The sequence below is a fragment of the Streptococcus sp. F2 genome, from assembly GCF_056500955.1.
Genome location: NZ_JBWKAI010000010.1, coordinates 40,844 through 56,024, shown reverse-complemented (window position 1 = coordinate 56,024; position 15,181 = coordinate 40,844). Strand labels below are relative to the sequence as shown.

General features: G+C 39.4%; 28 protein-coding genes. All 28 read right to left on the bottom strand.

Features of this window, described 5'->3' with window-relative positions:
- Positions 1-821 precede the first annotated feature (821 nt).
- A complete protein-coding gene (gene rplQ, locus ACYTR8_RS04945) occupies positions 822-1,208 on the bottom strand; it encodes a 50S ribosomal protein L17 (RefSeq protein ID WP_002986602.1) in 387 nt (128 codons plus the stop codon).
- A 14-nt stretch (positions 1,209-1,222) separates the two neighbouring features.
- Positions 1,223-2,161, bottom strand: coding sequence for a DNA-directed RNA polymerase subunit alpha (locus ACYTR8_RS04940; RefSeq protein WP_479641758.1), 939 nt, complete (start codon positions 2,159-2,161; stop codon positions 1,223-1,225).
- A 44-nt stretch (positions 2,162-2,205) separates the two neighbouring features.
- Positions 2,206-2,589 (bottom strand): 30S ribosomal protein S11, encoded by a 384-nt coding sequence (rpsK, locus tag ACYTR8_RS04935; protein ID WP_001118387.1) that lies wholly within the window; start codon positions 2,587-2,589, stop codon positions 2,206-2,208.
- A 17-nt stretch (positions 2,590-2,606) separates the two neighbouring features.
- Complete coding sequence (gene rpsM / locus ACYTR8_RS04930) at positions 2,607-2,972, bottom strand: 30S ribosomal protein S13 (protein WP_003046081.1); 366 nt, start codon at positions 2,970-2,972, stop codon at positions 2,607-2,609.
- 17 nt (positions 2,973-2,989) lie between these two features.
- On the bottom strand, positions 2,990-3,106 hold the full coding sequence (gene rpmJ / locus ACYTR8_RS04925; protein ID WP_000868345.1) for a 50S ribosomal protein L36: 117 nt from the start codon (positions 3,104-3,106) through the stop codon (positions 2,990-2,992).
- A 25-nt stretch (positions 3,107-3,131) separates the two neighbouring features.
- Positions 3,132-3,350, bottom strand: a complete 219-nt coding sequence (infA, locus tag ACYTR8_RS04920; RefSeq protein WP_001040189.1) for a translation initiation factor IF-1 — start codon at positions 3,348-3,350, stop codon at positions 3,132-3,134.
- 117 nt (positions 3,351-3,467) lie between these two features.
- Positions 3,468-4,109: an adenylate kinase gene (locus ACYTR8_RS04915; protein WP_111714720.1), complete on the bottom strand. Its 642-nt coding sequence runs from the start codon at positions 4,107-4,109 to the stop codon at positions 3,468-3,470.
- A gap of 146 nt (positions 4,110-4,255) precedes the next feature.
- Positions 4,256-5,560, bottom strand: a complete 1,305-nt coding sequence (secY, locus tag ACYTR8_RS04910; RefSeq protein ID WP_003049126.1) for a preprotein translocase subunit SecY — start codon at positions 5,558-5,560, stop codon at positions 4,256-4,258.
- A 16-nt stretch (positions 5,561-5,576) separates the two neighbouring features.
- A complete protein-coding gene (gene rplO / locus ACYTR8_RS04905; RefSeq protein ID WP_003049124.1) occupies positions 5,577-6,017 on the bottom strand; it encodes a 50S ribosomal protein L15 in 441 nt (146 codons plus the stop codon).
- A 214-nt stretch (positions 6,018-6,231) separates the two neighbouring features.
- Positions 6,232-6,414 (bottom strand): 50S ribosomal protein L30, encoded by a 183-nt coding sequence (rpmD, locus tag ACYTR8_RS04900; protein WP_002986624.1) that lies wholly within the window; start codon positions 6,412-6,414, stop codon positions 6,232-6,234.
- Between the two features lie 14 nt (positions 6,415-6,428).
- The gene (gene rpsE, locus ACYTR8_RS04895; protein WP_003046070.1) at positions 6,429-6,923 is read right to left on the bottom strand and encodes a 30S ribosomal protein S5; all 495 of its coding nucleotides are present in this window, start codon (positions 6,921-6,923) and stop codon (positions 6,429-6,431) included.
- Positions 6,924-6,941: 18 nt separating this feature from the next.
- Positions 6,942-7,298 carry a 50S ribosomal protein L18 gene (gene rplR, locus ACYTR8_RS04890; protein WP_003046068.1) on the bottom strand — a complete coding sequence of 119 codons (357 nt, stop codon included), beginning with the start codon at positions 7,296-7,298 and terminating at the stop codon, positions 6,942-6,944.
- Between the two features lie 104 nt (positions 7,299-7,402).
- A complete protein-coding gene (gene rplF, locus ACYTR8_RS04885) occupies positions 7,403-7,939 on the bottom strand; it encodes a 50S ribosomal protein L6 (RefSeq protein ID WP_003049121.1) in 537 nt (178 codons plus the stop codon).
- A gap of 201 nt (positions 7,940-8,140) precedes the next feature.
- The gene (rpsH, locus tag ACYTR8_RS04880; RefSeq protein ID WP_003049119.1) at positions 8,141-8,539 is read right to left on the bottom strand and encodes a 30S ribosomal protein S8; all 399 of its coding nucleotides are present in this window, start codon (positions 8,537-8,539) and stop codon (positions 8,141-8,143) included.
- Positions 8,540-8,746: 207 nt separating this feature from the next.
- On the bottom strand, positions 8,747-8,932 hold the full coding sequence (locus ACYTR8_RS04875; protein ID WP_002987746.1) for a type Z 30S ribosomal protein S14: 186 nt from the start codon (positions 8,930-8,932) through the stop codon (positions 8,747-8,749).
- A gap of 15 nt (positions 8,933-8,947) precedes the next feature.
- Positions 8,948-9,490 (bottom strand): 50S ribosomal protein L5, encoded by a 543-nt coding sequence (gene rplE, locus ACYTR8_RS04870; RefSeq protein WP_003046060.1) that lies wholly within the window; start codon positions 9,488-9,490, stop codon positions 8,948-8,950.
- A 23-nt stretch (positions 9,491-9,513) separates the two neighbouring features.
- On the bottom strand, positions 9,514-9,819 hold the full coding sequence (rplX, locus tag ACYTR8_RS04865) for a 50S ribosomal protein L24 (protein ID WP_003046059.1): 306 nt from the start codon (positions 9,817-9,819) through the stop codon (positions 9,514-9,516).
- 83 nt (positions 9,820-9,902) lie between these two features.
- Positions 9,903-10,271 (bottom strand): 50S ribosomal protein L14, encoded by a 369-nt coding sequence (rplN, locus tag ACYTR8_RS04860; protein WP_000615920.1) that lies wholly within the window; start codon positions 10,269-10,271, stop codon positions 9,903-9,905.
- Between the two features lie 24 nt (positions 10,272-10,295).
- Positions 10,296-10,556: a 30S ribosomal protein S17 gene (gene rpsQ, locus ACYTR8_RS04855; RefSeq protein ID WP_003049116.1), complete on the bottom strand. Its 261-nt coding sequence runs from the start codon at positions 10,554-10,556 to the stop codon at positions 10,296-10,298.
- Between the two features lie 27 nt (positions 10,557-10,583).
- Positions 10,584-10,790: a 50S ribosomal protein L29 gene (gene rpmC, locus ACYTR8_RS04850; RefSeq protein WP_003046054.1), complete on the bottom strand. Its 207-nt coding sequence runs from the start codon at positions 10,788-10,790 to the stop codon at positions 10,584-10,586.
- Between the two features lie 9 nt (positions 10,791-10,799).
- Entirely contained in the window at positions 10,800-11,213 is a 414-nt protein-coding gene (rplP, locus tag ACYTR8_RS04845; protein ID WP_003049114.1) for a 50S ribosomal protein L16, read from the bottom strand.
- A gap of 3 nt (positions 11,214-11,216) precedes the next feature.
- A complete protein-coding gene (gene rpsC, locus ACYTR8_RS04840) occupies positions 11,217-11,870 on the bottom strand; it encodes a 30S ribosomal protein S3 (protein WP_003046050.1) in 654 nt (217 codons plus the stop codon).
- A gap of 12 nt (positions 11,871-11,882) precedes the next feature.
- Positions 11,883-12,227 carry a 50S ribosomal protein L22 gene (gene rplV, locus ACYTR8_RS04835; RefSeq protein ID WP_002986651.1) on the bottom strand — a complete coding sequence of 115 codons (345 nt, stop codon included), beginning with the start codon at positions 12,225-12,227 and terminating at the stop codon, positions 11,883-11,885.
- A 15-nt stretch (positions 12,228-12,242) separates the two neighbouring features.
- Positions 12,243-12,521 carry a 30S ribosomal protein S19 gene (rpsS, locus tag ACYTR8_RS04830; RefSeq protein ID WP_000533765.1) on the bottom strand — a complete coding sequence of 93 codons (279 nt, stop codon included), beginning with the start codon at positions 12,519-12,521 and terminating at the stop codon, positions 12,243-12,245.
- 138 nt (positions 12,522-12,659) lie between these two features.
- Positions 12,660-13,493, bottom strand: a complete 834-nt coding sequence (rplB, locus tag ACYTR8_RS04825; protein WP_002986654.1) for a 50S ribosomal protein L2 — start codon at positions 13,491-13,493, stop codon at positions 12,660-12,662.
- Between the two features lie 17 nt (positions 13,494-13,510).
- Entirely contained in the window at positions 13,511-13,807 is a 297-nt protein-coding gene (locus tag ACYTR8_RS04820) for a 50S ribosomal protein L23 (protein ID WP_111714715.1), read from the bottom strand.
- Positions 13,807-14,430: a 50S ribosomal protein L4 gene (gene rplD / locus ACYTR8_RS04815; RefSeq protein WP_002986657.1), complete on the bottom strand. Its 624-nt coding sequence runs from the start codon at positions 14,428-14,430 to the stop codon at positions 13,807-13,809. Before rplD ends, ACYTR8_RS04820 begins: the two co-directional genes overlap by 1 nt.
- Positions 14,431-14,453: 23 nt before the next feature.
- Positions 14,454-15,080: a 50S ribosomal protein L3 gene (gene rplC, locus ACYTR8_RS04810; RefSeq protein ID WP_129555162.1), complete on the bottom strand. Its 627-nt coding sequence runs from the start codon at positions 15,078-15,080 to the stop codon at positions 14,454-14,456.
- Positions 15,081-15,181: the final 101 nt, after the last annotated feature.

Sequence of the window (15,181 nt, the reverse complement as noted above, 5' to 3'; positions counted from 1 at the left end):
CATTAAGATCTGTTTGAACTTACTCGTTCTTTCTGTCGCTGACAGATTTATTTCTCGTTTTTGACGGGTAATATGTCTCCATATCACCCTCACATTTGGTTCGTCTTATTCAGTTCTCAAAGGTCTTGTCCTCTTTCGAGACAACTATTTTATTCTATCAACTTTTACTAACTTTGTCAACAACTTTTTTACTCTTTTTTTCGAATACTTCAGTCGCCAACGTCTGCTCAGCCGACAGCTTTATTAGTATACGATATTTATCCTCCTGATGTCAACTCTTTTTTGTACTTTTATGTCTTTTTTTACATTTTTATTGAAAACAGCTTAAAATCAACGACTTTTAAGATGAAAAATAGGCTTAATTCTCTCATTCTGAAAAATATTTGCATCAAGTATCACTCTTAACTGAACCGAAACTACTAATATATTTTTATTATTACAAGTGCTGAGCCAAACTTTCTTAAAAGTTTTTTGATTGTGATTTATACAAGGAGCTAATTGATGCATTTATTTGGCCGTAGAAGCTCTTTGTAGGGGCTTTCTATTCTAATTGCTTTAGAAGCCTCTTAAATGGTCTCACAGGATGTTAAAGACGCTTTTAGGTAAATTTTAGTTGTATTGTTGAATAATTCATAAAATGACAAAACGCCTGCTTACGAAAAGTTTCTACTACATTAGAGACATTTCGTAAACAAGCGTTACACATTAACAATATGATGAGTGTTCCCGCTAGGAAAAATCCTAGCGGTAGACCAGAGCTAGACTAAGAATATCCCTAATGGTTATTCCATCATCATAACACTCAACAAAATTGATAAAAATTAAACTAATTCGATAATTGCCATTGGAGCAGCATCTCCACGGCGTGGTTCTGTTTTAAGAATACGAGTGTATCCACCGTTACGTTCTGCATAACGAGGTGCAATTTCTGAGAAAAGTTTTTGAAGAGCTGTAGTTGATGTGTATTTATCAGTAGCTTCATCATAATTTTCTGATGCGATTTCGTTACGAACGTATGCAGCTGCTTGGCGACGAGCATGAAGATCACCACGTTTACCAAGAGTAATCATTTTTTCAACTGTTTTACGGATTTCTTTTGCACGTGCTTCTGTCGTTACAATTGATTCGTTGATCAAAAGATCTGTCGTCAAATCACGAAGCATTGCTTTACGTTGTGAGCTAGTGCGTCCTAGTTTACGGTAAGCCATTTTGTCCTCCTATATTATTTATCGTTTTTTAGTCCGAGACCTAAATCAGCAAGTTTAACCTTAACTTCTTCAAGGCTCTTGCGTCCAAGGTTACGGACTTTCATCATTTCAGGCTCAGATTTTTCTGTTAAATCGAAGACAGTATTAATGCCTGCGCGTTTCAAACAGTTATATGAGCGTACGGATAAATCAAGTTCCTCGATGGTGCGGTCAAGTACCTTTTCATCGTTCACTTTTTCAGTTTCTTTCATTACTTCAGTTGCTTTTGCAACATCCGTTAAATCAGTAAACAAGTTTAAGTGTTCGATTAAAACTCGAGCAGATAGACCTAAAGCATCTTCAGGAATAATTGTTCCGTTTGTCATGATTTCAATCGTTAATTTATCAAATCCATCATTGCTACCTACACGGGCAGGCTCAACTTGATAATTAACTTTTTTAACTGGCGTATAGATTGAATCTACGGCCAATGTACCCACAGGTGCATCATCTTTTTTGTTGCCTTCTGCTGGTACATATCCACGTTTTTTAGCAACGGTCATTGTCGCACGTAGAGAATGTCCTTCAGCAATTGTAAAAAGATAATGATCCGGGTTAACAAGTTCGATATCACTGTCAGTAAGGATATCACCAGCTGTTACTTCTGCTGGTCCTTCTACTTCAAGTTCGATAATCTTTTCGTCTTCGACGTATGATTTCACAGCAAGTCCTTTAACATTAAGGATAATTTGCATGACATCTTCACGTACACCTGGGATTGTATCAAATTCGTGTAGTACTCCATCAATTTTAATTGATGTTACTGCTGCACCTGGAAGTGAAGACAAGAGTACACGACGAAGAGAATTACCTAGAGTTGTTCCGTAGCCACATTCAAGTGGTTCGATTACAAATCTACCGTAATCTTTATTTTCATCAATTTTTGTTATTATTGGTTTTTCAAACTCAATCATTTTTTCACCCCTCGAAACGAAACTTGTGTACTATTGTTATATGATTATACACGACGACGTTTTGGAGGACGAGCACCATTATGTGGCACAGGAGTCACATCACGAATTGCAGTTACTTCTAGACCAGCAGCTGCTAGGGCACGAATAGCTGATTCACGACCTGAACCAGGACCTTTTACAGTAACTTCAACAGTTTTTAGTCCGTGTTCTTGTGCAGATTTTGCAGCAGCTTCTGCAGCCATTTGAGCAGCAAATGGAGTAGATTTACGAGAACCTTTGAAACCAAGAGCACCAGCTGATGACCATGCAAGAGCATTACCATGCACATCTGTAATCATAACAATAGTGTTATTAAATGTAGCGTGAATATGTGCAACACCAGATTCGATGTTCTTTTTCACACGACGTTTACGTGTTGGTTTAGCCAATTTTTTTACCTCCTTTTTTATTTTTTCTTACCTGCAATCGCAACAGCTTTACCTTTACGAGTGCGAGCATTGTTTTTAGTGTTTTGTCCACGGACAGGAAGTCCACGACGGTGACGGATCCCACGGTATGAACCGATTTCCATCAAACGTTTGATGTTCAAGTTAACTTCACGACGAAGGTCACCTTCAACTTTAATTGCATCTACTTCACGACGGATAGCGTCTTCTTGATCTGATGTCAAATCTTTAACACGGATATCTTCTGAAATACCAGCAGCTGCTAAGATTTTTTTAGATGTTGCAAGACCAATTCCGTAAACATAAGTAAGTGAAATTACTACGCGTTTATCATTTGGAATATCAACTCCAGCAATACGAGCCATTTTTTCTCCTTTCTATTTTATCCTTGACGTTGTTTGTGTTTTGGATTTGTTGGACAAATCACCATAACACGACCGTTACGACGAATAACTTTGCAGTATTCGCAAATTGGTTTAACCGATGGTCTTACCTTCATGTTTTAATCCCTCCAATTATTTCGATTATTTAAAGCGGTATGTGATACGTCCACGTGTCAAATCGTATGGACTCATCTCTACAGTAACACGATCACCAACTAAAATACGAATGTAATTTTTGCGGATTTTTCCTGATACAGTTGCTAGAATTTGATGTCCATTTTCCAATTCAACAGTAAACATTGCATTTGGCATCGTTTCTACTACTTTGCCTTCAATTTCAATCACGTCTTCTTTTGCCACGCAAAAGTACCCCCTAAATTTCGATTTGATGTCCTCTGAGCACAGAGGTAACAATTATAAGTCAGACTAGCCTATTATATCACGAGTTAACAACTTGCGCAAGCTATTTTCTTGAATTTATTTTAGACCCTTAATGACTTCGTCGATATCTACAAAAACTTCTGAAATGTCTTTATTTCCGTCAATATCATGAACAATTCCTGCTTGACGATAGTGATTAAGAATTGGCTCACCTTGTGCAATGTTAACATCTAAACGACGTTTAACAGTCTCAGGTTTGTCATCTTCACGTTGATAAAAATCATTTTCATCATAATCACCTGCTGGTGGGTTAAAGACTTTGTGGAAAGTTTCGCCCGTTTTCTTGTTAATGATACGACCACTAAGCCTTTCAACAAGAGCAGTAGGATCAACATCAATATTAATGACCCCATCCAAAGTAAGTCCTAATGCTTTTAACGTAGCATCCAAAGCATGTGCTTGTTCAATGGTACGTGGATAACCATCTAATAAGAAGCCCTTTTCGTTAACATCATCTTGTGACAGACGTTCTTTAACGATTCCATTTGTGACTTCATCAGGTACCAAATCACCTTTGTCAATATAAGACTTAGCGAGAATACCCATTTCAGTTTGGTTAGCCATAGCTGCACGGAACATATCGCCTGTTGAAATATGGATAAGTCCAAAGGCTTCAACAATCTTTGCAGCTTGAGTTCCTTTACCAGCTCCTGGTAAGCCCATGATTAAAAGATTCATCTTTTTCTCCTCTTTTAAAATAAATGATAACAGGAAATAAGTTTCCTTGGTTTTTTGTTTTCAAATGGCAATAAGAAATGTTTTTGCGACGAAGTCTTATTGTCATTTAAAAACAAAATAGAAGGTTGACAATGTCAACCTGTATTCTATTCTGCTGTATTCATAAATCCGACATATTTTCTCTTGAGCAAGTATCCTTCAAGTTGTTTCATGCCTTCGATACCAGTTGAAATCAAAATGAGCAAGCTTGTCCCACCTAGAGCAATACTAGAAGAAAGGTTGAGAGCTTGTTGCGCTGCAATAGGAGCTAGAGAGATAAATGCTAGGAAAATAGCACCTACTGTGGCTAATTTTTTAAGCAATGATGACATAAATTGTTCTGTCTCACGTCCAGGTCGAACACTTGGGATATATGAGGAATTCTTCTGAAGATTTTCTGCTGTCTTTTCAGGATTTACTTGTACAAAGGTATAGAAGAATGAGAACAAGATAATCAACACGGCATAAACCATCATTCCGACTGGAGTTTGGTAATTGAAAATCTCCTGTAAACGGGTTAGCCATGGTATATCTCTACCATTTTGAACAAAAGGAATAATCGTACTTGGGATAGTTGTAATCGAGCTGGCAAAGATAACGGGAATAACGCCGGCTGGATTTACTTTTAATGGAAGGTATGAACTTGTAGGCGCACCTTGCATCAATTTTGTATATTGGATTGGAATTTTGTATTCCGCTTGTTGAACGTAAGTCGTAAAGAAAACAATAGCAAGAACAGCTAAGATTAAAATGCCAACAATGAGATAAGATGACTGTAAATCACTTGCCTTAACATTTACAAAATAATCTTCACGGATAGTTGCAATCGCATTGGGAATTGAGGAAATGATACCGGCAAAGATAATCATTGACACTCCATTACCAAATCCTTTATCGGTGATTTGTTCTCCAAGCCAGGTCACAATCACACTACCCGTTGTGAGCAATGCTCCAATAAGCAAATAAGTTTTAACATCTGGTGTTTTCACAAGGGCAACACTTGATAGCGTGTTAAAACCTGCTGTGATACCAATTGACTGAGCAAAGGCTAAGACAAGAGAAATATAGCGTGTCGCTTGATTTAATTTACGGCGACCCACTTCACCTTGTTTACCCCACTCAACAAACTTAGGCAAAATATCCATTTGTAACAGTTGAACAACAATGGAAGCCGTAATGTAAGGGCTAACCCCCATAGAGAATACTGAAAAGTTTCTCATGGCATTCCCACTGACCAAATTCAACATATTTAAGAAAGGAAGTTCACTCAGTTGCTCTAAGCTTTTTGCATTTACACCTGGCACAGTGATGTGTGTCCCTATTCGGAATACAAGGATGATAAAGATAGTAAAGAAAATTTTATTTCTTACCGTCTTTATCTTCAATGCGTCTTTAAGTATTTTTAAGAACATAATGAGTATCCCCTCATTAGATGACTTCGATTGAACCACCTTTAGCAGTAATCGCTGCTTCAGCAGATTTTGAGAATTTAGCTGCTTTTACAGTCAATTTTTTAGTCAATTCGCCGTTACCAAGAACTTTAACGCCTGATTTTTCAGCACGAACGATTCCAGCTTCTTTAAGAACAACTGGTGTTACTTCTGTACCATCTTCAAAAACGTTCAATTGATCAAGGTTAACAAGTGCATATTCTTTAGCGTTGATGTTTGTAAATCCACGTTTTGGAATACGACGGAACAATGGTGTTTGTCCACCTTCAAAACCTAAACGTACGCCGCCACCGCTACGAGCTTTTTGACCTTTTTGACCGCGACCAGATGTTTTACCATTACCTGATGATGTTCCGCGACCAACACGGTTACGTACTTTACGTGAGCCTTCAGCAGCTTTTAATTCATGAAGTTTCATTTTTTCTCCTTTTTTTGTAAAATGCTAGCGCCTCTATGAGGGGAAAGGACTCCCCATAGAAACTCGCCTATACATTAATGATGATTAAGTTATCCAAAATAACTTAATACAGATACGCACTAACCGACTACTGTTTGTTGCCAAAAAAGCAAACTACAAGTGTCGGTTTTGTGCTGGTGTTTAATTATGAAATCAGGGATTTCACAGTTATAACTTATTTAACGTCTTCAACGGTAACCAAGTGAGAAATAGCTGTCACCATACCACGGATAGCAGCGTTATCTTCTTTGACTACTGAAGAGTTTAATTTACCAAGTCCAAGAGCAACAACAGTTTTACGTTGTTCTGGCTTACGTCCGATTGGAGACTTAGTCAAAGTAATTTTAATTTGAGCCATGATGATCCCCTTTCTTATGCTAAGTCAGAAACTGAAATGCCACGAAGTGCGGCAACTTCTTCTGCACGTTTAAGTTGTTTCAATCCTTCAACAGTTGCACGAACAATGTTGATTGGAGTGTTTGAACCAAGAGATTTTGAAGTAATATCAGCAATACCTGCTAATTCGATGACGGCACGAACTGCGCCACCAGCAGCAACTCCAGAACCTTCTACAGCTGGTTTCAACAATACTTTAGCTCCACCGAAGTTAGTGTAAACTTCGTGAGGGATTGTTGTACCAACCATTGGTACTTCGATCATGTTTTTCTTAGCAGCTTCAACTGCTTTACGGATAGCTTCTGGAACTTCTTGAGCTTTACCAGTACCAAATCCAACACGACCATTTCCATCACCAACAACTACAAGAGCTGCAAAGCGAAGGCGACGTCCACCTTTAACAACTTTTGTAACGCGGTTAATCGCAACAACGCGTTCTTCAAGTTCAACTGCATTATCTTTAAATGCCATTATTTTGTGTCCTCCCTATTAGAATTTCAATCCGTTTTCACGAGCTGCATCAGCCAAGGCTTTAACACGTCCGTGATAGAGATATCCACCGCGGTCAAACACCACTTCAGAAATACCTTTAGCCACTGCACGTTCAGCAACAAGTTTGCCGACTACAACGGCTTGTTCTGTTTTTGTTCCTTTAGAAACGTCTTTATCAAGAGTTGATGCACTTGCGAGCGTTACACCCGCTACGTCATCAATAACTTGAGCGTAGATGCCTGTATTAGAACGGAATACGTTCAAACGTGGGCGTTCTGCAGTTCCAGAGAGTTTACCGCGGACGCGACGATGGCGTTTTTGGCGGATTTTGTTTTTATCTGGTTTCGAAATCACAATTTTCACCTCTTAATTTTAATCAATTTGTCTCACTGACAAGTTGTCGATTGAACTTATCAAGCATGGTAAGATGCAATACTTCCCATACCCGACTAAGAACATTATTTACCTGTTTTACCTTCTTTAAGGCGTACGTATTCACCAACGTAACGGATCCCTTTACCTTTATAAGGCTCTGGTGAACGCAAGCTACGGATGTAAGCAGCTGTTTGACCAACAACTTCTTTGTTGATTCCTTCAACTGAGATTGAAGTTGGGTTAGCAACAGTAAAGGTAATTCCTTCTGGAGCTTCAACTTCGTCTTGGTGAGATTTACCTACTGAAAGGACAAGTTTAGTACCTTGAAGTTGAGCGCGGTAACCGACACCCTTCATTTCAAGATCTTTTTTGAAACCTTCAGAAACACCTACAACCATGTTATTCAAGTTAGCACGAGTTGTACCATGGATTGTTTTCATTTCTTTTGAGTCGTTAGGACGTGCAAGAGTAATCTCAGTTCCTTCAACTTTGATTTCAATATTTTTGTTAAACTCACGAGTGAGTTCGCCTTTAGGGCCTTTTACAGTAACAACGTTGTCATTGTTAATGATTTCGACACCTGCTGGCAAAGTAATAACTTTATTACCAATACGTGACATTATTTTTTCTCCTGTTAAATTATCAAGCCGCCAAGCGACTAGTTTTCACGGGGGTTTGATAGAATGATATACTTCAATTTATATTTCAAAATTGAACATGAGCTGTGGCCTGTGTGAAAAAGATAAATCTTCCTTGAGTGTAAACACTCTACGTCAGATTTCCTATTTTCACTTTGTCCACGACGCTCTTAGTATCTTAAATTACCAAACGTATGCGATAACTTCTCCACCAACGTTCTTTTGACGAGCTTCTTTGTCAGTCAAAAGACCTTCTGATGTAGAAATAATTGCGATTCCAAGTCCGTTAAGAACTTTAGGAACATCTTCACGTTTTGCGTAAACACGAAGACCTGGTTTTGATACACGTTTCAAGTTAGTGATAACGCGCTCACCGTTTTGTCCATATTTAAGGAATACACGGATGATACCTTGTTTGTCATCTTCGATAACTTCAACGTTTTTTACAAAACCTTCACGTTTAAGGATTTCAGCAATCCCTTTTTTAATGTTTGAAGCAGGTACTTCTAACACTTCGTGTTTCACTTGGTTAGCGTTACGGATACGTGTTAAAAAGTCTGCAATTGGGTCAGTCATAACCATTTTATCTTTTCTCCTCTTACTAGTAGTTTGAATCAATCACTTGCTAGTTAATCGTGCCCGACCGGGCGGGTTGTCCAACTAGGCTGAATAACCTAGTTGGACACGAGCTGCAACCTATGTGAAAAAGATAAACCTTCCTAGAATGCAAGCAGTCTTTGTTAGATTCTATATTTTCACTTTGTATGCTATGCTCTTTGTATCATTTTTTTACCAAGAAGCTTTAACAACACCTGGAATTTGACCTTTGTAGGCCAATTCACGGAAGCAAACACGGCAAAGTTTAAACTTGCGGTAAACTGAATGTGGACGTCCACATTTTTCACAGCGAGTATAAGCTTGTGTAGAGTGTTTTGCAGGACGTTTGTTCTTAGCAATCATAGATTTTTTAGCCAATTTATTTACCCCCTATTATTTTGCAAAAGGCATTCCAAGGCCTTTAAGCAATTCACGTGATTCTTCGTCAGTATTTGCAGTAGTGACGATTACGATATCAAGACCACGCACTTTATCAACATCATCGAAGTTGATTTCTGGGAAGATAAGTTGTTCTTTCACACCAAGAGTGTAGTTACCACGTCCGTCAAATGATTTTGTTGGAACTCCGTGGAAGTCACGAACACGAGGAAGTGAAACGCTAACTAATTTGTCTAGGAACTCGTACATACGTTCGCCACGAAGAGTTACCTTCGCACCGATCGCAACACCTTCACGAAGACGGAAGCCAGCGATTGATTTCTTAGCTTTAGTAATAAGTGGTTTTTGACCAGAGATAAGTGCTAATTCAGCAGCAGCTTTCTCAAGGTTTTTTGCGTTTGATACAGCATCACCAACACCCATGTTAAGAACGATTTTCTCAACTTTTGGCACAGCCATAACTGATGTGTAATTGAATTTCTCTGTCAACGCAGGAATTACTTCGTTAGTATATTTTTCTTTTAAACGATTTGCCATTATGCTTCTCCTTTCCTTCGTGATTAATCAAGCACTTCGCCTGATTTTTTGTTGTAACGTACTTTTTTGCCGTCAACAACTTTATAACCAACACGTCCAGCCACACCGTTTTTATCTAAAACTTGAACGTTAGATACATGGATTGGAGCTTCTTTTTCAACGATAGCACCTTGAGGGTTTTCAGTATTTGGTTTTTGGTGTTTTTTGATCATTCCAACACCTTCAACAACAACTTTGTTAACTTTTGGAAGTGCTTTAAGAACTACGGCTTCAGTGCCTTTATCCTTACCAGCAATTACGCGAACTTTGTCGCCTTTTTTTACAAACATTCTGGGTTTCTCCTATTAATTTCTTACGCCCTGATGGGCACCCTAGGTAAGCCTAGGGGACTTAGTTTGTTTAATTTTAAAAATTAAAGTACTTCTGGTGCAAGTGAAACAATCTTCATGTAGCCACCTTCACGCAATTCACGTGCAACAGGGCCGAAGATACGAGTTCCGCGAGGAGTTTTGTCATCACGGATGATTACAGCAGCGTTGTCGTCAAACTTGATGTATGAACCGTCTGGACGGCGAGCACCAGTTTTTGTACGAACGATAACAGCTTTAACCACGTCACCTTTTTTAACCGCTCCACCAGGAGTAGCTTGTTTGACAGAAGCAACGATTACGTCACCGATGTTAGCGAATTTACGTCCTGAACCACCAAGAACTTTGATAGTCAAGATCTCACGAGCACCGCTATTATCAGCAACTTTCAAGCGAGTTTCTTGTTGAATCATTTCAATTTTCTCCTTTTAGTTTGATTAGATAATAACAGCTTCTTCCACAACTTCTACAAGACGGAAACGTTTTGTAGCTGATAGTGGACGAGTTTCCATGATACGAACGATATCGCCTTCTTTAGCAAGGTTCTTTTCATCATGTGCTTTGTATTTTTTAGAATAGTTGATACGTTTACCATAGACTGGGTGGTTACGTTTTGTTTCAACTACAACAGTGATTGTTTTGTCCATCTTGTCAGATACTACGCGTCCAACAAGGGTTTTACGTTGATTACGTTCCATTATTAGAATTTCTCCTTTCCCAATCTATTATTTCATTTCAGATTGCACAGTTTTAACACGTGCAATTTGTTTTTTAACTTCGTTCAAACGAGCAGTTTGATCAAGTTGACCTGCTGCAGCTTGAAAACGAAGGTCGAAAAGTTCTTTCTTGAGTTCGTTTTCTTTTTTAGCAAGCTCTTCTTGAGACAAGCCACGAAGCTCAGCAACAAACTTTTTGATTTCTTCAAGTTTCATGTCTTCTCCTTATTCTGCTTCACGTTTTACGAATTTACATTTAACTGGTAATTTGTGGCTAGCAAGACGAAGTGCTTCGCGAGCGATTTCTTCAGAAACACCTGCGATTTCAAACATTACTTTACCACGTTTAACTGGTGCTACCCAACCTTCAGGTGCCCCTTTACCAGAACCCATACGAACCCCGATAGCTTTCGCTGTGTAAGATTTGTGAGGGAAAATTTTAATCCAAACTTTACCGCCACGTTTCATGTAACGAGTCATCGCGATACGAGCAGCTTCGATTTGACGGTTAGTGATCCATGAGCTAGTTGCAGCTTGAAGACCATATTCACCAAAATCTACAGTTTTTCCACCTTTTGCTTCACCACGCATTTTCCCACGGAACTCACGACGGTGTTTAACACGTTTAGGTACTAACATTTGTTATTTGCCTCCTTTAGTGTTTTTGCGAGCTGGAAGAACTTCACCACGATAGATCCAAACTTTAACACCAAGTTTACCGTATGTAGTGTCTGCTTCTTCCCAAGCGTAATCGATATCCGCACGAAGGGTATGAAGAGGAACAGTTCCTTCTGAGTAACCTTCTGCACGAGCGATATCAGCACCGTTCAAACGACCTGAAACTTGAGTTTTAATCCCTTTAGCTCCAGCACGCATTGTACGTTGGATTGCTTGTTTTTGAGCGCGACGGAAAGCAACACGTTGCTCAAGTTGACGAGCAATGTTTTCACCAACAAGGTGAGCATCAAGATCAGGTTGTTTGATTTCGATGATGTTGATGTGTACTTGTTTTCCAGTTAATTTGTTAAGTTGAGCGCGAAGTGCGTCAACGTTTGCGCCACCTTTACCGATAACCATACCTGGTTTTGCAGTGTGAAGTGAAACAATAACTTTGTTTACAGCGCGTTCAATTTCGATTGTTGAAACTGAAGCTTCTGCCAATTCTTTGTTAATGAATTTACGGATTGCAAGATCTTCATGAAGGTAATCCGCGTATTCTTTTTCAGCATACCATTTCGCATCCCAGTCACGGATGATACCGACACGCATACCAATTGGATGTACTTTTTGACCCACGATTTTACCTCCTTATTTTTCTGATACAACTACTGTTACGTGAGTTGTACGTTTGTTGATTGGTGAAGCTGAACCTTTCGCACGTGGACGGAAACGTTTCATTGTTGGTCCTTCGTTAGCGAATGTTTCAGATACTACCAAGTTAGCTTTTTCCAAACCAAAGTTGTTTTCTGCGTTAGCAATTGCTGAGTTAAGAGTTTTCTCAATAACACGAGCTGCTTTGTTTGGAGTGAATTTTAAGATTGCGATTGCGTCAGCAACTTTCTTACCACGGATAAGATCAAGTACTAAACGTGTTTTACGAGGTGAAACACGCACTGTACGAGCCATTGCTTTAGCTGAAGTAATTTCTGCCATTGTGTCCTCCTCCTATTAACGACGTGTTTTCTTGTCGTCAGCTGCGTGACCTTTGTAAGTACGAGTTGGTGCAAATTCACCAAGCTTGTGACCTACCATGTCTTCTTGGATGTAAACAGGTACATGTTTACGTCCATCATAAACTGCGATTGTATATCCGATGAAACTTGGGAAAATCGTTGAACGACGTGACCAAGTTTTGATTACTTTTTTCTTTTCGTCGTTTGCTTGAGCTTCAACTTTTTTCATCAAATGCTCGTCGACGAAAGGTCCTTTTTTAAGACTACGTCCCATTTTGTAGTTTTCTCCTTTAAATAATGTACCACAGCGGCTTGAGTTCAAGAGCCACACTCTAAACTCTACCGAGTTGGCGGAATAAATAGCAAAGCTATTGTAACGCTGTTTCAGCAAGTTTTGAGCGACTTACTAAAATTATTTTTCGTTACGACGACGAACGATAAGTTTGTCTGATTTAGCTTTCTTATTACGAGTTTTAAGACCAAGCGCTGGTTTACCCCATGGAGTTGATGGCGCTTTACGTCCAACTGGTGCTTTACCTTCACCACCACCGTGTGGGTGATCGTTAGGGTTCATTACAGAACCACGAACTGTTGGGCGGATACCTTTCCAACGGCTACGTCCTGCTTTACCAATGTTAACAAGCGATTGTTGTTCGTTACCAACAGTACCGATAGTTGCACGGCATGTACCAAGAATCATACGAACTTCGCCTGATTGAAGACGAACAAGAACGTATTTACCTTCTTGACCAAGTACTTGAGCAGAAGCTCCAGCTGCACGAACAAGTTCTCCACCTTTACCAGGTTTCAACTCAATGTTGTGAACAACTGTACCGACAGGGATATTTGCTAATGGAAGTGCGTTACCAACTTTGATGTCGGCATCTGGACCAGAAACAATACGTTGACCTACTTCAAGACCTTTAGGTGCAATGATGTAAGCTTTCACACCGTCAGTGTAGTGTACAAGTGCGATGTTTGCAGTACGGTTTGGATCGTATTCGATTGTTTTAACAACTGCTTCAACGCCATCTTTGTTACGTTTGAAGTCGATCAAACGGTAATGACGTTTGTGTCCACCACCTTGGTGACGAACTGTGATGCGACCATTGTTGTTACGACCAGCTTTGCTCTTAAGAGAAACAAGCAATGATTTCTCAGGTGTGCTTGTTGTGATTTCCGCGAAATCCAAAGAAGTCATGTTACGACGGCCATTTGTCGTTGGTTTATAAACTTTAATACCCACGTTATTTCCTCCTTAGATTATTCAGCTTCAGCTGCGAACAACTCGATTGCTTTAGAATCAGCTGTAAGAGTGATGATAGCTTTTTTAGTTTTTGAAGTGAAACCTGTGTAACGACCAACGCGTTTTGCTTTTGGTTTAACGTTAACAGTGTTTACACTTGCAACTTTAACTCCGTCAAAGGCAGCTTCAATAGCTTGTTTGATCAAAAGTTTGTGTGCACGAGTATCAACTTCGAAAGTGTATTTTCCTGCTTCAAGAGCAATCATTGACTTCTCAGTGATAACTGGTTTTTTGATTACGTCGTACAAATTCATTATGCAAGAACCTCCTCAATTGTAGAGATTGCTTCTTTAGTAACAAGAAGTTTGTCTGCGTTCACGATATCAAGAACACTTGCAGTTGCTGCAGTTGCAACAGTTACGTTTGGAAGGTTACGTGCAGAAAGCGCTGCAAATTCGTTTCCTTCTTCAACAAGAACAAGTACTTTTGTATCAATGCTAAGGGCTGAAAGCACTTTTGCAAATTCAGCAGTTTTTGGTGCTGCAAATGAAAGGCCTTCTACAGCTACAAATTTATCTTCAGCAACTTTTGCTGAGTAAACTGATTTCAAAGCAAGGCGACGAACTTTTTGTGGAAGTTTGTATCCGTATGAACGTGGAGTTGGTCCGAAGACAACACCACCACCACGCCATTGTGGTGAGCGGATAGAACCTTGACGAGCACGTCCAGTTCCTTTTTGACGCCATGGTTTACGTCCACCACCTGATACTGCTGAACGGTTTTTAACCGCATGAGTACCTTGGCGAAGGCTAGCGCGTTGGCTAATTACAACATCAAAAACAACTGATTCGTTTGGTTCGATACCGAAGATAGCATCGTTCAATTCAACTGAGCTAACTTCTTTACCAGTTTGGTCAAATAGTTTTACGTTTGCCATTTTAACTGTTTTCTCCTTTCTTATTATTTAGCAGCTTTAACTGCTGATTTGATAGTGATAAGAGATTTCTTAGCACCTGGTACGTTACCTTTGATAAGGATAACGTTCTTTTCTGGGATAACTTGTACAATTTCAAGATTTTGAATTGTCACACGGTTGCCACCCATACGTCCTGCCAAGTGTTTGTTTTTGAAAACACGGTTTGGCGCAACAGGTCCCATTGAACCTGGACGACGGTGGTAACGAGAACCGTGAGCCATAGGACCACGTGATTGACCATGGCGTTTGATAACACCTTGGAAACCTTTACCTTTTGAAGTACCAGTTACATCAACAACATCTCCAGCTGCGAATGTATCAACAGTAATTTCTGATCCTACTTCTAAGCCTTCAATGTTTTTGAATTCACGAATGAAGCGCTTAGGAGCTGTGTTAGCTTTCGCTACATGGCCTTTGGCAGGTTTGTTGCTCAATACTTCGCGTTTGTCATCAAAACCAACTTGAACCGCTTCATAACCGTCTGTTTCAACAGTTTTAACTTGAAGCACAACGTTTGGAGTTGCTTCGATGACAGTAACAGGGATAAATTCACCAGTTTCAGTGAAGATTTGAGTCATTCCCACTTTTTTCCCTAAGATTCCTTTTGTCATGAGAAAATATTTCCTTTTCTTAATAATATTTCAAAAAGTTTTTTATGAGCGTTTTTCATGCTCAAAAAAGTTTTTTACGAGCGTTTTTTGTGCTCAGAAAT